This is a genomic window from Achromobacter sp. PD1, from assembly GCF_048541815.1.
Classification (GTDB): Bacteria; Pseudomonadota; Gammaproteobacteria; order Burkholderiales; family Burkholderiaceae_B; genus Achromobacter; species Achromobacter bronchisepticus_A.
Window position 1 is genome coordinate 4696926 of record NZ_CP183349.1, and the last position, 19446, is coordinate 4716371.

A 19446-nucleotide genomic window follows, 5' to 3' on the forward strand; every position below is an offset into this window, starting at 1 on the left:
GCCTGTTTTTTTTTGCGCGGCGATCCTGCGATCGCGTCGGCCTCAGCCGGCCGGCCGCAAGCTCAGCGTCACATTGGCGCGGCGCGCCAGTTCGCTTGCGCTGACCCCCACGAAAGGCTGCACCCGAGAGCGCTGGTTCAGGTCGCAGGCGGGCGCGGCCTCGGCGCCATCCAGCACCTGCTTCACCGCGCGCGCGCCTGCCGGCCCCAGCGGGCCGCCGTCCTGGCTCGCTTGCCAGGCCAGCATGTCGGCCACCGCCGCGCCGCAGCGCCAGGGCGTGCGGTACAGGCCGGCGTCGTGTTCCAGCAGCATTTTTGCCTTGGCCTCCTGGCCCAGCCTCAGCATGATGACCAGCGGCAGCGCGTCGGGGTCGGCCACGCCCTGGATGCGGATGCCTTGATCGGTGCGATCCGACACATCGGCGCCCGCCTGCAGCCATTGCAGGTACAAGTCGTCCGGCAGCCACGGCAGGCTCAGCGGCGCGATCCGGTTGGCCAGCACGCCGGTCGCGTCGGAGGCCTGCGTCAGCGGCACGCCGGCCGCCAGCAAACGCGCCGCCGTGGCGCGCAGCCGGGCGCGCAGTTCGTCCCAATCCGGGCCGTTCTGTTTGATCGCCGCACGGACCTCGACCTGGTTCCACACGCTCAACAGGCTGGACAGCGATTCCGGCGTCAGCGGCGCCTGCGGCTTGCCTGCGGCCTGGACCAACTGGTCCACCAGCGCCGGCTGCATATAGCGCGCCGCCAGGCTCAGCGCTTCGTTCAGGCCGTTGCGCTCCAGCGCCCTGCCCTCGCCGTAGCCGCCCACGGCCGGATCCGCGCCATGGGCCAGCGCGAAGCTCACCCGCTCGGGAATCGGATAGGCCACCCCAGGCGCCAGCTCGCCGCCGGGGGATTCACGCAGGGCTTCCAGCAGCGGCGTTTCCCACATCGCTCGGTTGCCGTAGTACATGCGCACGTAGGCGGCGTTGATGTCCGCGCCCTTGTCCAACAGCTTTTCGGCGTACCAGAAGTTCTTCGTGCTCTGCATGGCGGCATGCAGCAGCGAGCGCCCGTTCTTCTCGCGGGCGTTCGGATTGGCCCCCTTGTCCAGAAGATAGAGCAGATTGTCCTTGTCGCCGCTGTAGTAGGAAATGCGCCGCATCAGCAGCGGCGTGCCGCCGCTGTCCACGGCATCCACTGGCGCGCCTGCGGCGATCAGCGTGTCGGCCAACGCATAGCGCTCGGCGTCCGGCCGCGAGTCCTGACCGTCCGGCAGCGCGCTGGCCAATAGCGGGTAGCCGTTGTTGGAGCCGTCAGCCCGGGCGCCTGCCGCAAGCAATATACGCACGATCTCCAGCTGCTTGCGCGCTACCGCGGCGGCCAGCGCCGGCGTGCCGTTTTCGTTGACGCCGTTGGGGTCTTGCCCGCGCGCCAATTCAGCCTGCACCGCGGCGACATCGCCGGCCTGAATCGCCTGGAAGATGGCCAGGCGCGGCCGGCAGGCCGCCGCGTCCAGGGCCGGCACGCCGAGCGCCGCGCCGATGCGGCCGGCGATGTTGCCGGGAATGGGTTCCTGCGCGGCCAGCCGGCGCGAGCAATACTGCCGGTAATCCTCGCGCGCCAAGGCCTCGAAATGGCCGCGCTTGTCGCCCGCCTTTCCTGCCTGCTGCCAGCGTGCATCGGCGCGGTTCAGGTACGCCGCCGTGCGCGCCGGATCGCGCCGCAACACCTCGCCGAGAAAGAGGTCGGCTTCCTGCGCCTCGCCCGATTCGGCCAGCCAGAAGCCGTAGTCGTTGAAGGCCGTCAACACCTCGGGATCCTTGCCGGCGGGATCGACATCCCGATAATCGTTGCGCCAGAAGAAGCTGCGCAGCTCTCCCAGCGCGCGCCGGAACTCGGCGGCCTGCGCACGCGGAATGCCGCGGACATGCCGGTGCACGTCCAGCAGCCCGGCCTTCAGGTCCGGCCGCGGCCGATGCTCGAAGCTGATGGATTCGGGAAACGTCTTCAACAAGTCCGCGTAGTCGGCCAGCGGCGGCCGCAACGCCGCCAGGATCCGGGCTTTGCGCGCATCATCCCAGGGCTGGTCGCTGCTCACGATCGCGGCGGAATTATCCGCGGTCACCTCGTAGGCACTGCCCTCCTCGTCCACCAGAAAGCCGGTCACCCACAGATCGCCATCGTAGGAATAGCCCACCCAATAATGGCTTTCCCCGTCGCGAGGCATCCTGACCCTTACGCTCTCCTTGTCGGTCTTGATTCCGGTGGGCGAGTACATCACCAACGGTCCGGAACGAAAATCCGGCCTGAATTTCCCGCCCGGCTCCCGCACATAGCGGTACAGGTACAGCCGGCTCTGCAACTCTCCGACCAGCACCGCGTCCTTGACGTTCTCGGTACCCCACACGCGCTTCTCGGGTTCCCGCAGCGGATAGCGCGACAGGCGGGCGGACTCGATGACGGCGCCGATATCGGAAGCCATCGCCCACTGCGGCGCGGCGGCCAGGCCGGCCAGCGCCAACGCGACGGCGCCGAACAGGCGGGAGACTGCGGGACGGAACGGACGCGGCATGCGGAAGCTTCTGGGGACGGATGGAAAGAGGCCGATGATACGCGCCTTCCCGGCCGCGCCGCGCCGAGCGTGCGATACCGCAAAGACTGCGGACAGCTTTCGTTATATATTGAACAACATAACGACTTCATTAACAGTTTAATAATCCCGCGGACGACGCAACCCCGACCATGCACGCCGTTTCCATCGCCCCCGCACCAGCCCCGGCCGACAGCGCCGGTCCCACCTTGCGGTTCGCTGGCGCGCTGCTGCGCCATGCGCCGCCCGGCCATCCCGACGCGGGATTCTTCGCCACGGTCATCGGCAAGAGCCTGGCCTGCGGCGACCTGGGACGCTGCGGCCTGTCGTCCCGGGAACTGGAAGGCCTGATCGCGCGCCTCTTCCCCGGCGCGCTGACGGGCCATGATCCCGCGCTGGCGGACTTGCGCGAGCAAGCCGCCATCTACCCGGCCCGCGGCATGGATGCCGCTCAAACCGAATTCACGCGTCTGTTGCGCGCGCTGCTGGACACCTGGGCCGCCCCCGGCGCGGGCACCACGCCCTGGGTCAGCAGCGTGCTGACCCAGGCCTGTCTGCGGCCCGACCATCTGTGGCGGGACCTGGGCCTGTCGGGCCGCGAGGACGTGACTTTCCTGCTGGCGCGCCACTATCCAGGACTGGTGGTGCGCAATGTGCGCAACCTGCGCTGGAAGCAGTTCCTGGCCTATTCCGCCTGTGAGCAGGCGGGCCTGCCGCCGGCCGCGGCGCCAGGCTGTCCGGCCTGCGAGGACTATGGCTTCTGCTATCCGGACATGCCGGACTGAGGCCCGGCTTCAGAACCGGTACGTTGCCCCCAGGCCCGCTCCCAGACTGCGCCCGGCTGCCGGTTCGTAGTAGCGCCCATTGGTCTCGTTGACGATCACGGACCCGGCGTAGCGGCGGTCGAACAGATTGTCCACGCGACCATAAGCGTTCAGTTCCCAGGCCCCCGCCTTGAATACATAGCCCGCGCTCAAGGCCGCCACGAAATAGGCGGGCGCATCGCCGTCGTTGGCGTCGTTCACGTAGATCTTGCTGAGGAAACGCCCTTCCACCGTGGCCTGCCAACCTTCGGGCGGCGCCCAGGCCAGCGAGGCGAAGGCGGCCTGGCGCGCGATGCCGGGGATCTTGTTGCCGGCGCGGATGTCGCCGGGTCCGTCATCGGCATAACGCGCATTCAGCCAGGTATAGGCGAGCTGCGCGCGGCCGTGGCGGGCGAATTCGCCGGACCAGCCCAGTTCCACGCCGTCGCGCCGCGTGCGGCCGGCGTTCTGGTACGTGGTCCGTCCGCCCGAGCTGCCCGCGGAGACGATCTCATCTTCGGTGCCCGTATGGAACACGGCGGCCGTCAGCAGGCCGCCTGCCAGGTTCGCCTTCACGCCGGCTTCCAGGTTGGTGCTGAGCGCGGGGGCCAGCCCGAAATTCAAGCCGGGCTGGCCCCCGGGCCGATACGAGATCTCGTTGAGCGTCGGCGTCTCGAAGCCCCGGCCATATGACGCGTAGAAGCTCAGATCGGTGTCCGGCGCATAGCGGATGGCCGCCACCGGCAAAGCCTTGCGATAGCGCGCGTCGCCGCTGTCGTCGACGTTGCCCGGCGCGAGGTAGTGGTCGTTGGAATCGAAGCTGACGGTGCTGAAGCGCAAGCCCGCGTCCAGCGTCCAGCGCGGCGACACCTGCCAGGAAGCCTGCAGATAAGGATCGGCGTTGTAGACGGTATTGGTCTCGTCGCGCCGCAGCGCCCCCTGCACGCCCAGTTGGCGGCTGGCGCCTGCGCCGGTGTAGTTCTGGTAGCCCTTGCGGTCTTCGCGCATGGAATCGTAGGAAAAGCCGCCGATCAGGGTCAGCGGCCGGCCCGCCATCGTCAGCTCGGAGGTCCAGCGCAGGTCCGCCCCGCCGTATTGCCGCTTCAGGTCGATGACGCCGCCGGCCTGGGTGGGCGCCGTCTGCGCAGCAGGAGGAATGGCTTGGTACTGCGTGGTGTCGCGCTGGCCGTAATAGACCATCACCCGCAAGGTATTGCGGCTGTCGACCTGGCGCTCGTAGATCGCCCCGCCCTGGGTCTGCCTGACCGTCTTACGGCTGTCGTACTGCTCGGCCAGCGGCGCCGCGCGCGGATCGTCCTGGAACTGTTGATAGGTCAGGCCCAGCGGATCCTGGGCCTTGAGATCCACGCTGTTGGCCACGAGGGTCAGGCGGCTGGCGTCGTCCAGCTGCAGGCCCAGCTTGGCGTTGCCCAGGTTCTTGCGGGCGGCGCTGTGGTCGCGGTAGCCGTCGGTGGTGAAACGGGTCAGGTCCAGCACGTAGTCCAGTCCGCCGCTGGCGCCGTTGGCGCGGGCGCCGTAGCGCCAGGTGCCGTAGCTGGCGCCCCAGCCGCTGGCCGTGAGCGACGGCGGCGCCACGCCATCCTCGGTCGACACCTGGATCACGCCGCCCGAGGAATTGCCGTACAGCGCCGAAAATGGCCCCCGCAGCACTTCGACGCTGCCGATGGAGCCTATGTCGATGTTCGAGGTCTGCCCTTGCCCGTCCGGCATGGTGGCCGGGATGCCGTCCACGTACAGGCGCACGCCGCGCACGCCGAAGGTGGAGCGCGCACCAAAGCCGCGGCTGGAGATCTGCAGGTCCTGCGCGTAGTTCTGGCGGTTCTGGATCTGCAGGCCGGGTACGCCGGCCAGACCCTCGGACAGGTTGATGCCCGGCTGCTGCAGGCGCATGGCCGCACCCTCCACCACGTTGACCGAAGCGGGGGTATCCAGCACCGCGGTACCCAGGCGCGTGCCCGTCACCACCACCGCGGGCAGGAGCGGTTCGGCTTCCTGCGCCCAGGCGATTCCGGCCGGCAACGACGCCAGCAGGCCATGCACGGCCCAATGCCCCACGCCCGTACGCCACCACTGCCGCTGCGCCAAACACGTCTCCTGTAGGGGCCGCGGCGGGAATCGGTTCTAATACCCGCCATGGATAACTTGCAAGACATCGAACGCCGCCTGCTGGAGCTGGAGGTCAAGGCCAGCTTCTCGGACGATATGCTGGAACAGCTCAACCAGATCATCGTGCGCCAGCAACAGCAGATAGACCGGCTGATGCGCGAAGTGGCCGACCTGCGCCAGCAGGCGCCCGAGGGCGGCGCCCCCTTCCGCAGCCTGCGCGACGAAATACCGCCGCACTACTGACGCTGCGCCTGCGGTACGGGCGGCGCGTCCGCGCTGCCTTCCCCCTATCAACGCCCCAAACCGCATGGAATCGCCGCATTCCAGGCTTGCTCACGCCTGAAAATCCGTCCCCGATTCCATCAGTGGAAAATATATCCTAATAAATTAGCTATCTTTCCACTGATGGGAATATCTTTTACCGATATGCGGGTTTATCCCTAGTCCGATTCAGCGCACTATTGAGCCATCGGGAAACAGCAACGAACCAGACGGATAGGCCGCCGATTCGCTCCCAAAGCTCTTGAAATCGGAGATTTACCATGAAGACCCTCGCTACCGCTTTGATGATGTCCCTGGCCGCGCTAAGCGCCGGCGCCTACGCCGCCTCGCCCAACATCGAACCCAACAACGTCCCGTTCCAGGGCGTCTACGGCACCCCTTATGAAGGCCCGACCCGCGCCCAGGTGCAGGCCGAACTGGCCGCTGCCAAGGCTGCCGGCCAGATGGCTGAAGTGGAACCGAACAACGTGCCCTTCCAAGGCGTCTACGGCACGCCCCACACCGGCAAGACCCGCGCTGAAGTGCGCGCCGAACTGGCCGCCGCCCGCGCTGCCGGCCAGATGGCCGATGTGGAACCGAACAACGTGCCCTTCCAAGGCGTCTACCACGCCAACTGAGCGCACGCGGATTTACCCCTCCCCTTGTTGTACCTTGGCCGCCAGCTTCTGGCGGCCTTTTTTCGCCTGCGCAAGGCATTGTTCCATCCGTTCGCGTACTATCGCCCCAAGATCAGGCATAACACTACGACTCAACAGGGAGCCCATCTTGAAACACACTCGCGTTCTCGCCTCTTTGCTGGTGGCTTGCGGCATCGCCGCGCCGGCCTTTGCCGCGCCTCCGGTGATGCTGAACAATGCCATCATCACGCAGATCCCCAAGGCCGATCAGCCCTCCTACCGTGACGCCGTGGTGCAGGCGCTGAACAACTCGGCCGACGGCCAGCGCACCCAGTGGAGCAGCACGCACCAGCCGCGCAAGGCGCCGCCCATCACGGTGCAGCTGACCCCCACGCAGACCAGCAAACTCAAGGACGACCGCGTCTGCCGCTTCCTGGTTGGCGATTTCGCCCGCGGCGCCACCACCGAAAAGTGGCAGTTCTGGTTCTGCAAGCAGCCGGACGGCACCTGGAAGGCCAGCAGCAACTAAGCGCGCCGGACTCCAGCGCCCGAGCGCATAAAAAACGCGCCGCTCCATCCAGGGATGGGGCGGCGCGTTTTTTTCGCCTGGTCCGCGCGCCGCAAGGGCGCGCAAGCAGGATCAGGCCGAGGCTTCGACGCGGTTGGCGTCCAGCACCGTCATCGCGGTCATGTTGATGATGCGGCGCACGGTGGAGCTGGAGGTCAGGATGTGCACCGGGGCGTTGGCGCCCAGCAGGAACGGACCCACTGCCACGTTGCCGCCTGCGGCCGTCTTCAACAGGTTGTAGGCGATGTTGCCCGAGTCCACGTTCGGGCACACCAGCAGATTGGCCTCGCCCTTGAGCGAAGACGAGGGCAGGATGCGCATGCGCAGCGCTTCGTCCAGCGCGCAATCGCCGTGCATTTCACCGTCGATCTCAAGTTCCGGCGCGGCCTGACGCACCAGTTCCAGCGCGCGGCGCATCTTCGCGCCCGAGGCCGAACTGCCCGAACCGAAGTTCGAACGCGACAGCAGCGCGACCTTGGGCGCCAGGTTCATGCGCGCCATTTCCTGCGCCGCCATCACCGTGAACTCTGCGATCTGCTCGGCCGAGGGTTCATCGTTGACGTGCGTGTCCACCAGCACCACCGTGCGCTCGTTGAGCAGCAGGATGTTCATGGCGGCGTACACGTTGTGGCCAGGACGGCGGCCGATGACCTCGTCTACGAAGCGCAGGTGGTCGTGGTACGCGCCCACCGTGCCGCAAACCATGCCGTCGGCGTCGCCCAGGTGCACCATCATCGCGCCGATCAGGGTCAGGCGGCGGCGCATTTCCACGCGCGCCATTTCCTTGGTGATGCCGCGGCGGCACATCAGCTCCCAGTACGTGGTCCAGTACTGGTGGAAGCGTTCGTCATATTCCGGGTTGGTAACTTCGACGTCCTCGCCCAGACGCAGGCGCAGGCCGAACTTCTCGATGCGCGACAGCAGGACGGCGGGACGGCCCACCAGGATGGGACGGGCCAGGCCTTCGTCCACGATCACCTGCACCGCGCGCAGCACGCGCTCGTCTTCGCCTTCCGTGAACACGATACGAGACTTGCCGCCTTCGCGCACGATGCGCTTGGCCGCCGAGAACAGCGGCTTCATGAAGGCGCCCGAGTGGTACACGAACTGCTGCAGCTGCTCTTCGTAGGCTTCCAGGTCCGCCAGCGGACGCGTCGCCACGCCGCCTTCCATTGCGGCCTTGGCCACCGCCGGGGCGATGCGCACGATCAGGCGCGGATCGAAGGGCTTGGGAATCAGGTATTCAGGACCGAACGAAATGTCGTAGGTGCCATAGGCCGCGGCCACCACTTCGTTCTGCTCTTCCTCGGCCAGCTCGGCAATGGCGTACACCGCCGCCTTTTCCATTTCGCGGGTGATGGTGGTGGCGCCCACGTCCAGCGCGCCGCGGAAGATGTAGGGGAAGCACAGCACGTTGTTGACCTGGTTCGGATAGTCCGAACGGCCAGTCGCCATGACCACGTCGTCGCGCACCGACTGCGCCACTTCCGGCAGGATCTCGGGCGTGGGGTTGGCCAGCGCCAGGATCAGCGGGCGCGGACCCATGGCCGCGACCATTTCCGGCTTGAGCACGCCGCCGGCCGACAGGCCCAGGAACACGTCGGCGTCCTGGATCACTTCGGCCAGCTTGCGGGCGTCGGTCTTCTGCGCGAAGCGCGCCTTGTCCGGGTCCATCAGCACGGTGCGGCCTTCGTAGACCACGCCTTCGATGTCGGTGACCCAGACGTTTTCCAGCGGCAGGCCCAGGTCCACCATCAGGTCCAGGCAGGCCAGCGCGGCGGCGCCTGCGCCCGAAGTCACCACCTTGACCTGCTTGATGTCCTTGCCCACGACCTTCAGGCCGTTGATGAAGGCGGCCGAAACGGTGATGGCCGTGCCGTGCTGGTCGTCATGGAAAACGGGGATCTTCATCCGCTCGCGCAGCTTGCGCTCGACGGTGAAGCACTCCGGAGCCTTGATGTCTTCGAGGTTGATGCCGCCGAAGGTGGCTTCCAGGCCGGCGATGATCTCGACCAGCTTGTCCGGGTCGGTCTCGTTGATTTCGATGTCGTACACGTCCAGGCCGGCGAACTTCTTGAACAGCACCGCCTTGCCTTCCATCACCGGCTTGGAGGCCAGCGCGCCGATGTTGCCCAGGCCCAGCACCGCGGTGCCGTTGGTGATCACGCCCACCAGGTTGCCGCGGCCGGTGTACCGGTACACATTGGCCGGATCGGCCACGATTTCTTCACAGGCCGCCGCCACGCCGGGCGAGTACGCCAGGGCCAGGTCACGCTGGTTGACCAGCGGCTTGGACGCCACGACGGAGATCTTCCCCGGGGTGGGGAACTCGTGATAGTCCAGTGCTGCCTGGCGATCCGATTGCGTATTCATGGGGCTGAGCCTCCTAGTCTTGATATAGGAAAAATTCTAGGCTCCAATACATAAGCAGATCATTCAACTTTAATATCGTCCCATAATCTTTACCTTATGCATCGCCTATGACAGCCTTTAATCCGGACCTGGTTATCCGGAAATTGACCTCGCGGCTGAAGATGCGCCACCTGGTGCTGCTGCTGCAGATCGAGCAGCACGGCTCGCTGACCCGGGTGGCCGAACACATGGCCACCAGCCAGCCGGCCGTGACCAATGCCCTAGCCGAACTGGAAAGCATGTTCGACGTGCCCCTGTTCGAACGCTCGGCGCGCGGCATGACGCCCACGCCCCTGGGCGCGGTGGTGCTGGCGCGGGCCCGCGCCCTGGTCCACGACCTGGGCCATCTGGTCCAGGAAATGGAGGCCGTGGCGGCCGGCCATGCCGCCCATCTGCACATCGGCGTCATCCCCTTCGTGTCCGGCCAGATGCTGTCGTCCGCCATCAGCCGCACCCTGCCCCAGGGCCGCCGCATCACCGCCACCATCCACGAAGGCCAGGGGCCGGCGCTGCTGCGGCAGCTGCGCGACCACACGCTGGACCTGGTGGTGGGCTGGGCCACGCCTTCGGTGGACATGGACAACCTGGGCTTCGAGGTGCTGTACCACCAGCAGCCGCGCCTGATTGCCAGCCGTCGGCTGGCCGCCCGCCTGGGCCGCTCGCGGCTGGAATGGAACCGGCTGGCCGACCTGGACTGGATCCTGGGCACGCCGGACAGCCCGATCCGCGAACAGGTGTCCGAGATCTTCCTGCGCGCCGGGCTGGCGCCCCCGACGCCGTCGGTGCAAAGCGACTCGTCCAAGCTGATCGGCGAAATGATCGTGGCCAGCGACCGCGCCGTCGCCATCCTGCCCGCCGACATCGCCGACGAGCTGGTGCGCATCGCGGGCGCGGCCATCGTGCCGTATTCCTTCGACTGGACCCTGCCGCCGATCGCGCTGTTCACGCGCGCCGACGGTCTGCGCCGCAACGTCGACGCGCTGTTCGCCGCCGCGCTGCGCGAGGCCTATACCAAAGGTGCGCGGCCGCCCGCCTGATCCGCGTCCAGCGGGAAAATTGCCAACAAATGCAAATACGCTCGCGCCGCGGCGGCGCGCCCTCCTATACTTCCCGCGCCAAGCAACAAGCAGGAGGGCACGCAGTTTGTTCACACTTCCGCCTATCAACCCGGGCCGCGGCGCAATCGCCCTCCTCACCCTCGCCGCGCTTGCCGGATTGTCCGGCTGCAATTCGCTGCTGAACGAAGGCACGGGCGCCGCGGCCGGTATCGCCGGCACCGCCATCGCCAACAAGGTCACTGACAACGCCACCGTCGCCACCGGCATCGGCCTGGGCGTGCAGGCCGGCGCCAAGGCCGCGCTGGCCTACGCCCAGCGCAAGACCCGCGGCGAAGAACAGGACGCCATCGCCATGGCCGCCGGCCCGCTGGCGGTCGGCAAAGTGGCCAACTGGCAGGTCAAGCACGAGCTGCCCATCGAAAGCGACGCGCAAGGCCAGGTCACGGTCAGCCGCCTGATCGGCGGCGTGGACCTGGAATGCAAGGAAGTGGTCTTCTCCATCGACACGCCGGCCGACAAGGCCGGCGCCGATCCGCAACGCGAGTTCTACGTCACCACCGTGTGCCGCGACGGCAAGCACTGGCGCTGGGCCAGCGCCGAACCCGCCACGGCCCGCTGGGGCTCGCTGCAGTGAGGCGCGCCGCAAGCCTGCTGGCGCTGGCCGCCTGCCTGGGCCTGGCCGGTTGCCAGAGTTCCTCCATCGGCGGCGCGGCGGGCGCCGTGGTCGGCACCGTCAGCGGCGCAGCCACCGCCAATCCGGTCGCGGGCTACGCCATCGGCGTCACGGTGCAGGCGGCGGTGGATGCCACTGTGAAATACGTGCTGCGCGAGTGGAAGAACGACCAGCAGAACGTCATGGCCAATGCGGCGGGCGCCCTGCCCATCGGCCAGGTGCGCCAGTGGGAAATCCGCCATGCGCTGCCGGTGGGCAGCGAGCGCGGCGGCATCCAGGTGGTGCGCGACATCGCCACGCCCTTGACCCACTGCCGCGAAGTGCTGTTCACGGTGGAGCAAAAGGACGCCCCCGCGCCCGCCTACTCCAGCATGATCTGCCAGCAGCCGGGCGGCCAGTGGAAGTGGGCCGCGGCCGAACCCGCGGTAGCGCGCTGGAACGGCCTGCAATAGCCTGAACGCGGGGCGCCGGCCCCTTGATCGCGCCCGGGCGGGCGGGTGATACTGCCTGCAAGCCCCTTATCCCAGACTCCCCATGAACGCAGGCCAGTTCGTCATGCAGCGCAGCGCCCTCGCCGGCGTGCAGGCCGTGGCCGCGCACAGCCGGCATGCGTTCGCGCGCCACACGCACGAGCAGTTCGGCATCGGCGTCATGCGCCAGGGCGCCCAGGTCTCGCACAGCGGCCGCGGCCAGGTCGAGGCCGGCCCCGGGCACGTGATCACGGTGAACCCGGGCGAAGTGCATGACGGCGCCCCCATCGGCGATGGCGAACGCGCCTGGCAGATGCTGTATCTGGATCCCGAGGTGGTGGCGCAGGCCGCGGCCGAACTGGGCGCAAGCAGGCTCGGCTACGAATTCGAGCACCCCGCGCAGGACCGCCCCGCGCTGGCGCGCGACGTGCTGGCACTGTATGCCCAGGCCACCGCCGGCGCAGCGCCGCTGGCCTGCGATGCGCTGCTGCTGCGCATCCTGGCGCAGGCGCGCGACCGCGATGCCGAGCGCCTGGCCCGGCCTGCGCGCGCCACCCCCGACGCCATCCGCCATGCCCGCGCGCTGATCGACGACGACCCGGCGGCCTCGCTGTCGCTGGCCGACCTGGCCACGGCCAGCGGCCTGAGCCGCTACCAGGTGCTGCGGGCCTTTGCCCGCGACACCGGCCTCACGCCCCACGCCTACCAGGTGCAGCGGCGCCTGCTGCTCGCGCGCAGCCTGATCCGGCAGGGCTCGGCGCTGGCCGATGCCGCCGCCGCGGTCGGCTTTGCCGATCAGAGCCACATGACCCGGCTGTTCGTGCGCGCCTACGGCGTATCGCCGCGGCGCTACGCGCGGGCCGCGGCCTGATCCCTGCAATTTCGTTCAAGACCCGGCCGCGCCCGGCCGCTTAGCCTGTGCGCTTCTCTCTGAAAGAGCGCGGATCGGATCATGAACAATCGAATGCGGGGCTATTGCTATCTGGCGGCCGCCATGGCGCTGGTGGGCAGCACGGTAGCCGCCAGCAAGATCATCGGCACGGGCTTGCCGCCCTTCACCGCGACGGCCTTGCGCTTCGCCATCGCCTTGCCCTGCTTCGCGCTGCTAATGGCGTTGACCGGCGCGCGCCTGCCGCGGCTGGAGCGGCGCGACTGGCTGCTGCTGGCCGTCCAGGCCATAGCCGGCAGCGTCGGCTACACCGCGCTGCTGATCGCCGGGCTGCAGCGCGCGTCGGCGGTGGACGGCGGCATCATCCTCGGCACCTTGCCGCTGGTCTCGGCCGCCATTGCCATCCTGCTGCTGGGCGAACGCCCGGGCAAGGCCACGCTGGCCGCCATCGTCGCCGCGGCCTTTGGCGTCTGGCTAATGATGCGCCATTCGGCCGGCCAAGGCGGCGCGCGCTCGCTGGCGGGCAACGCGCTGATCCTGGGCGCGGTGCTGTGCGAAGGACTATTCATCCTGTTGAACAAACGGCTGCGCCAGCCGGTGGCGCCGCTCGCGCTATCGACGCTCATGACGGGCTTCGGCCTGGCGTTCTCGGCCGTGGCGAGCGTGGCGGAAGCGCCCTGGAACCTGGACTTGCCCGCGCCGGCGGTGGCCGCGGTGGCCTACTACGCGCTGGTGCCCACCGTGGGCGGCTTCCTGCTCTGGTATGCGGGCGCGGCCCGCGTCAACGGCGCCGAAGCCGCCTTGTTCACCGCGCTGGCGCCGGTGTCGGCGGTAGCGCTTGCCGCCGGACTGCTGGGCGAGTCCCTGGCTCCCGCGCAGTTGGCCGGCATGGCTTGCGTGCTGGGCGCGGTGCTGATGTTGGGCGGGTCCGGGCTGCGCTCGCGCGGCCGGCGGCTACGCGCCGAGCCCGCAGCCGCTGGCGACGAAGCACCCAGCGGCCCTAGCCGCGGCTGAAGGCCAGCGCAAACTCGTCGGAAAAAATATCGGCCAGCGAACGCCGCAACGCGGCCGCGCGCTCGGCGCCATAGGCCGCCTCGAAGCGGCGCTGCGCATCCTTCCACAGCCGCTTGGATTCCGCCAGCTTGGCGCGTCCCGCATCCGTCAGCGCCACGCGGCGGCTGCGGCCGTCCAGCGGGTCGCGCGACATCTGCACGTAGCCGTCGCGCTCCAGCGGCTTGAGGTTGTGCGCCAGCGCCGACCGGTCCAGCACCATGATGCGCGCCAGGTCCGTCATCGACGGCGTGCCCGCGCGCGCGATGTGCACCAGGATGGAATGCTGCGACACCTTCAGGCCGCAGGGAGCCAGCACCGTGTCGTACAGCTGCGACACGCGCCGGGTCGCCTTGCGCAGCGCGGCGCCGTTGCAGACTAACGGATCGGGTGCAACGGAAGCGGCGGAAACGGAGGGCTGTTCGTCGGACATGACAGGCGCAGGAAGAGGAGGACGGCGAGGACTCAACGCTACCGCCGGCATGGACTCGAGTCTAGCTCAATCTTGACTTTTATTGGCATATGCACGTAAATATTCGAACGCCACCCAAGGGTTCCTTCCGATGTCCGCGCCCCCGCCGCCCCGTCCCGCCAACGCGCGCCTGCAGGCCATGCTGCACGCGCCCATCGGCCCCACGCTGGCGCGCCTGGCGTGGCCGAACATCCTGATGATGCTGGCGCAGTCTTCCACGGGATTGATCGAGACCTGGTTCCTGGCGCGCCTGGGCACGCCGGTACTGGCGGGCGTGGCCTTGGTGGTGCCGGTGTTGATGCTGATGCAGAACATGTCGCAAGGCGCGATGGGCGGAGGCATCTCGGCCGCGGTGGCAAGATCGCTGGGCGGCGGCCGGCAGCGCGAGGCGGACCAGCTGGTACTGCATGCCGTGGTGCTCAACGGCCTGCTGGGCCTGGCGTTCTGCGCACTGCTGCTGCTTGGCGGTCCGTGGCTGTACCGCGCACTGGGCGCCGAGGGAGAGGCGCTCGAGGCCGCCCTGGCCTACTCCGACGTCATCTTCGGCGGCATCGTCCTGATGTGGCTGATGAACGCGTTCGCCAGCGCCATCCGCGGCACCGGCAACATGCTGGTGCCCGGCGCCGTGATCTGCGGCGGCGCCCTGCTGCTGATCCCGCTGTCGCCGTGCCTGATCTTCGGCTGGGGGCCTTTTCCCGCGCTGGGCGTGGCCGGCGGCGGCTGGGCGCTGGTGATCTACTACGCCCTGGGCGCGCTGATCCTGGGCCTGTACTGCGCCAGCGGACGCAATGCCGCGCGGCTGGTGCCCAGCCGCCTGTATCCGGGCCTGATGCGCAACATCCTCAGCGTGGGCGCGCTGGCCACCATCAACCCGCTCCTGACCAACGCCCTGGTGGCGCTGACGGCGGCCCTGGTCGGCGCCTATGCCGGTACCGCGGCGGTCGCCGGCTACGGCATCGCGGTGCGCCTGGAATACCTGCTGATGCCCATCGCCTTCGGCTTGGGCGCGCCCATGGTGGCGATGGTCGGGTCCAACATCGGCGCGGGCCAGCCCGAACGCGCGCTGCGCATCGCCCTGACCGGCGGCGCGATGGCCTTTGTGCTGGCCGAGACCATCGGACTGGCGGCGGCGTTCTTCCCCGAGGCCTGGCTGCGCCTGTTCGGCGCGCAGGATCACATGCTGGAAGCCGGCGCCAGCTACCTGCGCACGGTCGGCCCGGTCTACGGCTTCTTCGCCCTGGGATTCTCGATGTACTTCGCCTCGCAGGGCGCCGGCCGCCTGAAATGGCCGCTGATTGCAGGCTTCCTGCGCCTGCTGCTCGGCATCGGCGCCGGCGCCATTGCCTTGCGCCTGACGGGATCGCTGGGCCTGTTCTTCGCCATCGCGGCGCTGGCGATGTGCGTCTATGGCCTGGTCATCCTGGGCGCCGTCGCGTCGGGCTCCTGGTTCGACCGCCCGGCCCAGGGCTGGCGCCGGCTGTTCGCGCGCTCCTAGCGGTCCGGACGCGCAGGCGCGTCGCGCAGCGCGTATTCCACCAGCGCTGCCGCGTAGGCCGGCAGCGTGTCGCGCACGCACAGCACCAGGTCGCGCGCGGCCCAATCGTCGGCCAGCGCCACGCGCCGCACGCCCGCGGCCCGGCCATAGCGCGCCGCCGCCACGCGCGGCACGATGGCAATGCCCACGCCCTGCCCCACCATCCGGCACACGGCATCGAAACTGCGCAACCGCACGCGGTACGACAAGGCCTTGCCGCCGCGGCGCGCGTGATGCGCGATGTGTTCCTGCAAGGCGCTGCCCTCGACCAGCCCGACGAACTCCTGGTCGGCCACGTCGGCCAGCAGCACCGACTGACGGCCGGCCAGCGCGTGCTCCGGCGGCACGATCAGCGTCAGGGGATCATGCCGGAAGGTCTGCGTGCGCAAGCCCTGCAGGTCAGCGGAATCCGCCAGCACGCCGATATCGCAGGTGCCTGCCCGCAACGCATCGGCGATCTCGTGGCTCAAGCGTTCCTCCAGGTCCACCGAGACGCGGGGATGGTCCTTGAGAAACGCGCCCAGCACCGGCGGCAGGTATTCGCTCAAGGCCGTGGTGTTGCACAGCACGCGCACCAGCCCCTTCAATCCCAGGCCGTAATGGTCCAGCTCGCCGCGCATGCGGTCCATCTGCGCCAGCACCACGCGCGCATGGTGCGCCAGCGTGCGGCCCGCCGGCGTGGGCTCGACCCCGCGCGGCTCGCGCAGCAGCAGCGGCACGCCCAGCGTGTCCTCCATGCCGCGGATACGCTCGCTGGCCGATGCCAGCGTCATGTGGGAGCGCTTGGCTCCCGCGGTGATGGAGCCGGTTTCCTGTACGTTGAGGAATAGCCGCAGATCGGTGAGATCGAATCGCATGCGAAAAGCGTAGCACGGCAACCCTCAGGCTGTGCCATAGGCCAACTACGCAAGATCCCGATACCGGTTCCAGGGCGCCGCGGATGACAATCAAGTCTCGCCCCTTCCAATCCAGGGAAATTCCATGAAAACCATCACACCGCAGCGCCCCCGGGTCCATTGGCCCGCTCTTGTCCTGCTGGCCCTGAGCCTGCACGGCTCAGGCCTGGCCGTAGCCGGCAGCCTGGACCCGCACACCACGCCCGCGCAGAAATACGCGCTGGCGCTGGAAGCCCAGACCCAGGGCGACTACGCCGCCATGACACAGTGGCTGCGCGCGGCCGCCAGCGACGGTCACGCGCCTGCGCAGCGCATGCTGGGCATCGCGCTGCTGGGCGGTCCGGCGCTCTACGGAGAGTCCCTGCGCGCCGACCTGTGCGAGGGACGGCGGTGGCTGCTGCGCGCGGCCCGCCAGGACGGCAAGGGCGCGGACGATGTTGCCTACGCCCTGTTCGGCCGTCCGCGCGACGGCCTGACCGTCCCCTGCGAGCCCGCATGAACCTCCTGGACCTGTTTCCCGGCGGCACGCCGACGCTGCTTGCCGTCACCGTATCGGTATTCATCCTGGCCGGCGTGGTCAAGGGCGTCGTGGGGCTGGGACTGCCCACCATCTCCATGGCCATGCTGGCGCTGGTCATGGCCCCGGCCCAGGCCGCGGCATTGCTGATCGTGCCGTCCCTCATCACCAACCTCTGGCAGGCCCGGCCTTGGGCCACGCTGCCCCAGGTGCTGCGCCGCATCGGCGCCATGCAGGCCGGCGTCTGCGCCGGCACGATAGGCGGTGCGCTGTGGCTCGGTCCGCCTTCGGGGCATTGGGCCAGCGTATGCCTGGGGCTGGCGCTGGTGGCTTATGCCGCCTGGGGCCTGTTCGGCTCGCCGCCCAGGGCGCCGCGGCGCCATCAAGGGCTGGTGGGCCTATCGGTCGGCGCCATTACCGGGGTCATCACCGCGGCGACCGGCGTGTTCGTCATCCCCGCGGTGCCTTATCTGCAAGCCCTGAACCTTGGCAAGGACGGCCTGATCCAGGCCATGGGCATCTCGTTCACGGTGTCCACGGTGGCGCTGGCGATCGGCCTGGGCGTCAACGGCGGCTACGCGCCCGAAGCCGCCGGCGCGTCCTTGCTGATGCTGCTGCCCGCGCTGGCCGGCATGGCGCTGGGCACATGGCTGCGTGGCAGGATGTCGGCGCAGGCCTTCAAGCGCTGCTTCATGGTGAGCCTGGCACTTTTGGGCGCCTACCAGGCGGTGCAAGGCTGGACGGCCTGAGGCCGGCCGTCGGACGGAAAGTCAGGCGGCCATCCGCCTTTCGTCCACGAAGCCAATCGACACGGACATCTCGCGCCAGCGCGCCAACTCCTGCTGCACGGTCTGGATCTTGGCGCGCGCCTGGTCGAAGGCGTCGCGCCCCAGGAACAGGTGCAGGGGCGCATATTGCGCCTGGGCCGCGTTGATCAGCGTGCGCGCCATCTTGGCCGGATCTCCGTCCGCGTCGCGCGCCTGCGCATTGCGCGCCGCCCGCTCGGGCGCCTGCTCGCCGTCCGCGATGCGCAGCGCGCCTGGGTAGACCAGCGACACCCGGATGCCGAACGGCGCGGCCTCGGCGGCCAGGGCTTCGGTCAGGCCGCTGACGGCGAACTTGGCGGCGCTATAGGCGCCCCATTCGGCCCGGCCGCCATCAAAGCCCAGGATCGACGAGATATTGAACACGTGGCCGCTGCGCTGCGCGCGCATGCGCGGCAGGGCCGCGCGGATCACGTTCAGCGTGGCGAACACATTGATGTCGAAGGTGCCGCGCAAGTCCTCGTCCGGCAGGCTGTCCAGCGCGCCGCGCAGGCCATGGCCCGCGTTGTTCACCACCACGTCCAGCCCGCCGAAGGCAGTCACCGCGGCATCCACCGCGCGTTGCACCTTGCGCTCATCGGCCAGGTCCACCGTCAGGGGCAGGAACCGCCCCTCCAGCTTGGCGCCCACCGCGTCCAGCAGCGCATCGCCGTCCTGCGAGGTCGCCGCGACCTTGTGGCCCAAGTCCAGCAACATCTTCACCAGGACCAGGCCCAGCCCCGCGGATGCGTCCGTCACCAACCAGATTTTTTCGGTATTCATGCGATTCCCTTCCCTTGCGTGCGCTGCCGGCAACGCGCCCGGCAGCGTGGCGGAGCCAGCGCATCCGCAATGGACGCGCCGCCCCGACCCTGGAAGAGATGGTAAGAATCGCCAGCCTGCGCGTACAGGCTCGTTCTTGCGTGAAACCTGCCTATTCCTGCAATGCTGTGTTCCGCTCGCGCTCAGCCCAACGCGCTGCGGTAGTGCTCGCTATCGAATGCGGGCGCGCTTGCCGCTTGCGGCGCGGCTGACGGTTCCTGCGCCACGCCGGGCGTCTCGACGCCGAAGAGAGAGAGTTCCGCGTTGACCAATGCCAGTATGAAATTTGCCATGATGACTCCTAGGATTTTGCGTCCGGACCGGCACGGGCCGTGCAGGTCTTATAGAGGACATGGGTGCCATGGTGCGGGCCTGGCCGCGCGCCGTCCATTTGCTTTACTCAATGGCGCCGATTGACGGGATGCAAGCCGGGAGACGTCCGGGCCTGGAATGACGGATAATTCGGGGTGTTTGCCGCAGCGCTGCGGGAAACAGCACTTTTCTTGGGCCTAGCGCCCGCCCGCATTCGGAGTCAGTCATGCATCGCGGTATCGAGGCGATCGAAAAATTCATGGAATCTGTCGGCCTGGCCTGGCGCCCCGGCTCGACCGCGCGCGCCGAACTCAAGGTCAGCTACCGCATCGGCAATACCCGTCCGCTGGGCATAGACCGCACGCTGGTCGAATTCCACTGCGATGCCAAGCGCGCCAAGGTCTGGGTGCCGGAATTCTCGCGCACCAGCTTTCATCAATGGTTCGAAGTGCCCTACCAGGAGTTCGAATTCACCCCTGGCGGCTCGATGCTGAAGATCAAGGCCCCGGCGCGCGGCAACGCCCCGCCGTACAGCGTGGGCATCAAGCCCCTGGCCTGAGGCCTGCCGCT

At 68.5% G+C, this 19446-nt stretch carries 20 protein-coding genes; 13 read left to right on the plus strand and 7 right to left on the minus strand.

The features are described from left to right. Nucleotides 1-42 precede the first annotated feature (42 nt). Nucleotides 43-2553: an ankyrin repeat domain-containing protein gene (locus ACM1PE_RS22155; protein ID WP_419340945.1), complete on the minus strand. Its 2511-nt coding sequence runs from the start codon at nt 2551-2553 to the stop codon at nt 43-45. Between the two features lie 170 nt (nt 2554-2723). Here ACM1PE_RS22155 and ACM1PE_RS22160 point away from each other — a divergent pair, with 170 nt between their 5' ends. After that, nucleotides 2724-3356: a nitrogen fixation protein NifQ gene (locus tag ACM1PE_RS22160; RefSeq protein ID WP_251879485.1), complete on the plus strand. Its 633-nt coding sequence runs from the start codon at nt 2724-2726 to the stop codon at nt 3354-3356. Between the two features lie 9 nt (nt 3357-3365). Here the strand turns inward: ACM1PE_RS22160 and ACM1PE_RS22165 are convergent, their stop codons facing one another. Then, a complete protein-coding gene (locus ACM1PE_RS22165) occupies nt 3366-5450 on the minus strand; it encodes a TonB-dependent receptor domain-containing protein (protein WP_419343853.1) in 2085 nt (694 codons plus the stop codon). A 78-nt stretch (nt 5451-5528) separates the two neighbouring features. Here ACM1PE_RS22165 and ACM1PE_RS22170 point away from each other — a divergent pair, with 78 nt between their 5' ends. The 3 genes from ACM1PE_RS22170 (at nt 5529) to ACM1PE_RS22180 (ending at nt 6929) form a co-directional block, all read left to right on the plus strand. Further along, nucleotides 5529-5744 (plus strand): SlyX family protein, encoded by a 216-nt coding sequence (locus tag ACM1PE_RS22170; RefSeq protein WP_059377677.1) that lies wholly within the window; start codon nt 5529-5531, stop codon nt 5742-5744. 299 nt (nt 5745-6043) lie between these two features. After that, nucleotides 6044-6400 (plus strand): DUF4148 domain-containing protein, encoded by a 357-nt coding sequence (locus ACM1PE_RS22175; protein WP_042794901.1) that lies wholly within the window; start codon nt 6044-6046, stop codon nt 6398-6400. Between the two features lie 148 nt (nt 6401-6548). Further along, on the plus strand, nt 6549-6929 hold the full coding sequence (locus ACM1PE_RS22180) for a hypothetical protein (RefSeq protein WP_118934919.1): 381 nt from the start codon (nt 6549-6551) through the stop codon (nt 6927-6929). Between the two features lie 111 nt (nt 6930-7040). Here ACM1PE_RS22180 and ACM1PE_RS22185 read toward each other — a convergent pair whose 3' ends face one another. Continuing rightward, entirely contained in the window at nt 7041-9341 is a 2301-nt protein-coding gene (locus tag ACM1PE_RS22185) for an NADP-dependent malic enzyme (RefSeq protein ID WP_419340947.1), read from the minus strand. Between the two features lie 107 nt (nt 9342-9448). Here ACM1PE_RS22185 and ACM1PE_RS22190 point away from each other — a divergent pair, with 107 nt between their 5' ends. From ACM1PE_RS22190 to ACM1PE_RS22210, 5 genes are all read left to right on the plus strand, one after another. Then, complete coding sequence (locus tag ACM1PE_RS22190) at nt 9449-10417, plus strand: LysR substrate-binding domain-containing protein (protein WP_419340948.1); 969 nt, start codon at nt 9449-9451, stop codon at nt 10415-10417. Between the two features lie 106 nt (nt 10418-10523). Then, nucleotides 10524-11072 (plus strand): hypothetical protein, encoded by a 549-nt coding sequence (locus ACM1PE_RS22195; protein ID WP_118932981.1) that lies wholly within the window; start codon nt 10524-10526, stop codon nt 11070-11072. After that, nucleotides 11069-11563: a hypothetical protein gene (locus ACM1PE_RS22200; RefSeq protein WP_118932980.1), complete on the plus strand. Its 495-nt coding sequence runs from the start codon at nt 11069-11071 to the stop codon at nt 11561-11563. Before ACM1PE_RS22195 ends, ACM1PE_RS22200 begins: the two co-directional genes overlap by 4 nt. Before the next feature lie 82 nt (nt 11564-11645). Further along, on the plus strand, nt 11646-12452 hold the full coding sequence (locus ACM1PE_RS22205; protein WP_280014657.1) for an AraC family transcriptional regulator: 807 nt from the start codon (nt 11646-11648) through the stop codon (nt 12450-12452). Nucleotides 12453-12533: 81 nt separating this feature from the next. Next, the gene (locus ACM1PE_RS22210; protein ID WP_251879479.1) at nt 12534-13484 is read left to right on the plus strand and encodes a DMT family transporter; all 951 of its coding nucleotides are present in this window, start codon (nt 12534-12536) and stop codon (nt 13482-13484) included. Here ACM1PE_RS22210 and ACM1PE_RS22215 read toward each other — a convergent pair. Continuing rightward, nucleotides 13471-13953 (minus strand): MarR family winged helix-turn-helix transcriptional regulator, encoded by a 483-nt coding sequence (locus ACM1PE_RS22215; RefSeq protein WP_059378842.1) that lies wholly within the window; start codon nt 13951-13953, stop codon nt 13471-13473. The two genes, ACM1PE_RS22210 and ACM1PE_RS22215, sit on opposite strands and share 14 nt — an antisense overlap. 130 nt (nt 13954-14083) lie before the next feature. Between ACM1PE_RS22215 and ACM1PE_RS22220 the strand changes: the two genes are divergently transcribed. Next, nucleotides 14084-15487, plus strand: coding sequence for an MATE family efflux transporter (locus tag ACM1PE_RS22220; protein ID WP_059378840.1), 1404 nt, complete (start codon nt 14084-14086; stop codon nt 15485-15487). Here the strand turns inward: ACM1PE_RS22220 and ACM1PE_RS22225 are convergent. Continuing rightward, nucleotides 15484-16383 (minus strand): LysR substrate-binding domain-containing protein, encoded by a 900-nt coding sequence (locus tag ACM1PE_RS22225; protein WP_059378838.1) that lies wholly within the window; start codon nt 16381-16383, stop codon nt 15484-15486. The two genes, ACM1PE_RS22220 and ACM1PE_RS22225, sit on opposite strands and share 4 nt — an antisense overlap. 124 nt (nt 16384-16507) lie before the next feature. Between ACM1PE_RS22225 and ACM1PE_RS22230 the strand changes: the two genes are divergently transcribed. Next, entirely contained in the window at nt 16508-16921 is a 414-nt protein-coding gene (locus ACM1PE_RS22230) for a tetratricopeptide repeat protein (protein ID WP_059378836.1), read from the plus strand. Continuing rightward, nucleotides 16918-17688 (plus strand): sulfite exporter TauE/SafE family protein, encoded by a 771-nt coding sequence (locus ACM1PE_RS22235; protein WP_419340951.1) that lies wholly within the window; start codon nt 16918-16920, stop codon nt 17686-17688. Before ACM1PE_RS22230 ends, ACM1PE_RS22235 begins: the two co-directional genes overlap by 4 nt. A 21-nt stretch (nt 17689-17709) precedes the next feature. Here ACM1PE_RS22235 and ACM1PE_RS22240 read toward each other — a convergent pair whose 3' ends face one another. Next, nucleotides 17710-18525, minus strand: coding sequence for an SDR family NAD(P)-dependent oxidoreductase (locus ACM1PE_RS22240; RefSeq protein WP_419340953.1), 816 nt, complete (start codon nt 18523-18525; stop codon nt 17710-17712). 182 nt (nt 18526-18707) lie between these two features. Continuing rightward, nucleotides 18708-18857 (minus strand): hypothetical protein, encoded by a 150-nt coding sequence (locus ACM1PE_RS22245; protein WP_419340955.1) that lies wholly within the window; start codon nt 18855-18857, stop codon nt 18708-18710. A gap of 245 nt (nt 18858-19102) precedes the next feature. On the opposite strand from ACM1PE_RS22245, the gene ACM1PE_RS22250 reads away from it, so the two are divergent. Beyond that, entirely contained in the window at nt 19103-19435 is a 333-nt protein-coding gene (locus tag ACM1PE_RS22250) for a hypothetical protein (protein WP_059378829.1), read from the plus strand. Nucleotides 19436-19446 lie beyond the last annotated feature (11 nt).

Coding starts and splice junctions, on each gene's coding strand:
- ACM1PE_RS22155 (WP_419340945.1), bottom strand. CDS start 2,553: ATGCCGCGTCCGTTCCGTCCCGCAGTCTCCCGCCTGTTCGGCGCCGTC.
- ACM1PE_RS22160 (WP_251879485.1), top strand. CDS start 2,724: ATGCACGCCGTTTCCATCGCCCCCGCACCAGCCCCGGCCGACAGCGCC.
- ACM1PE_RS22170 (WP_059377677.1), top strand. CDS start 5,529: ATGGATAACTTGCAAGACATCGAACGCCGCCTGCTGGAGCTGGAGGTC.
- ACM1PE_RS22175 (WP_042794901.1), top strand. CDS start 6,044: ATGAAGACCCTCGCTACCGCTTTGATGATGTCCCTGGCCGCGCTAAGC.
- ACM1PE_RS22185 (WP_419340947.1), bottom strand. CDS start 9,341: ATGAATACGCAATCGGATCGCCAGGCAGCACTGGACTATCACGAGTTC.
- ACM1PE_RS22190 (WP_419340948.1), top strand. CDS start 9,449: ATGACAGCCTTTAATCCGGACCTGGTTATCCGGAAATTGACCTCGCGG.
- ACM1PE_RS22205 (WP_280014657.1), top strand. CDS start 11,646: ATGAACGCAGGCCAGTTCGTCATGCAGCGCAGCGCCCTCGCCGGCGTG.
- ACM1PE_RS22210 (WP_251879479.1), top strand. CDS start 12,534: ATGAACAATCGAATGCGGGGCTATTGCTATCTGGCGGCCGCCATGGCG.
- ACM1PE_RS22215 (WP_059378842.1), bottom strand. CDS start 13,953: ATGTCCGACGAACAGCCCTCCGTTTCCGCCGCTTCCGTTGCACCCGAT.
- ACM1PE_RS22220 (WP_059378840.1), top strand. CDS start 14,084: ATGTCCGCGCCCCCGCCGCCCCGTCCCGCCAACGCGCGCCTGCAGGCC.
- ACM1PE_RS22225 (WP_059378838.1), bottom strand. CDS start 16,383: ATGCGATTCGATCTCACCGATCTGCGGCTATTCCTCAACGTACAGGAA.
- ACM1PE_RS22230 (WP_059378836.1), top strand. CDS start 16,508: ATGAAAACCATCACACCGCAGCGCCCCCGGGTCCATTGGCCCGCTCTT.
- ACM1PE_RS22235 (WP_419340951.1), top strand. CDS start 16,918: ATGAACCTCCTGGACCTGTTTCCCGGCGGCACGCCGACGCTGCTTGCC.
- ACM1PE_RS22240 (WP_419340953.1), bottom strand. CDS start 18,525: ATGAATACCGAAAAAATCTGGTTGGTGACGGACGCATCCGCGGGGCTG.
- ACM1PE_RS22245 (WP_419340955.1), bottom strand. CDS start 18,857: ATGGCAAATTTCATACTGGCATTGGTCAACGCGGAACTCTCTCTCTTC.
- ACM1PE_RS22250 (WP_059378829.1), top strand. CDS start 19,103: ATGCATCGCGGTATCGAGGCGATCGAAAAATTCATGGAATCTGTCGGC.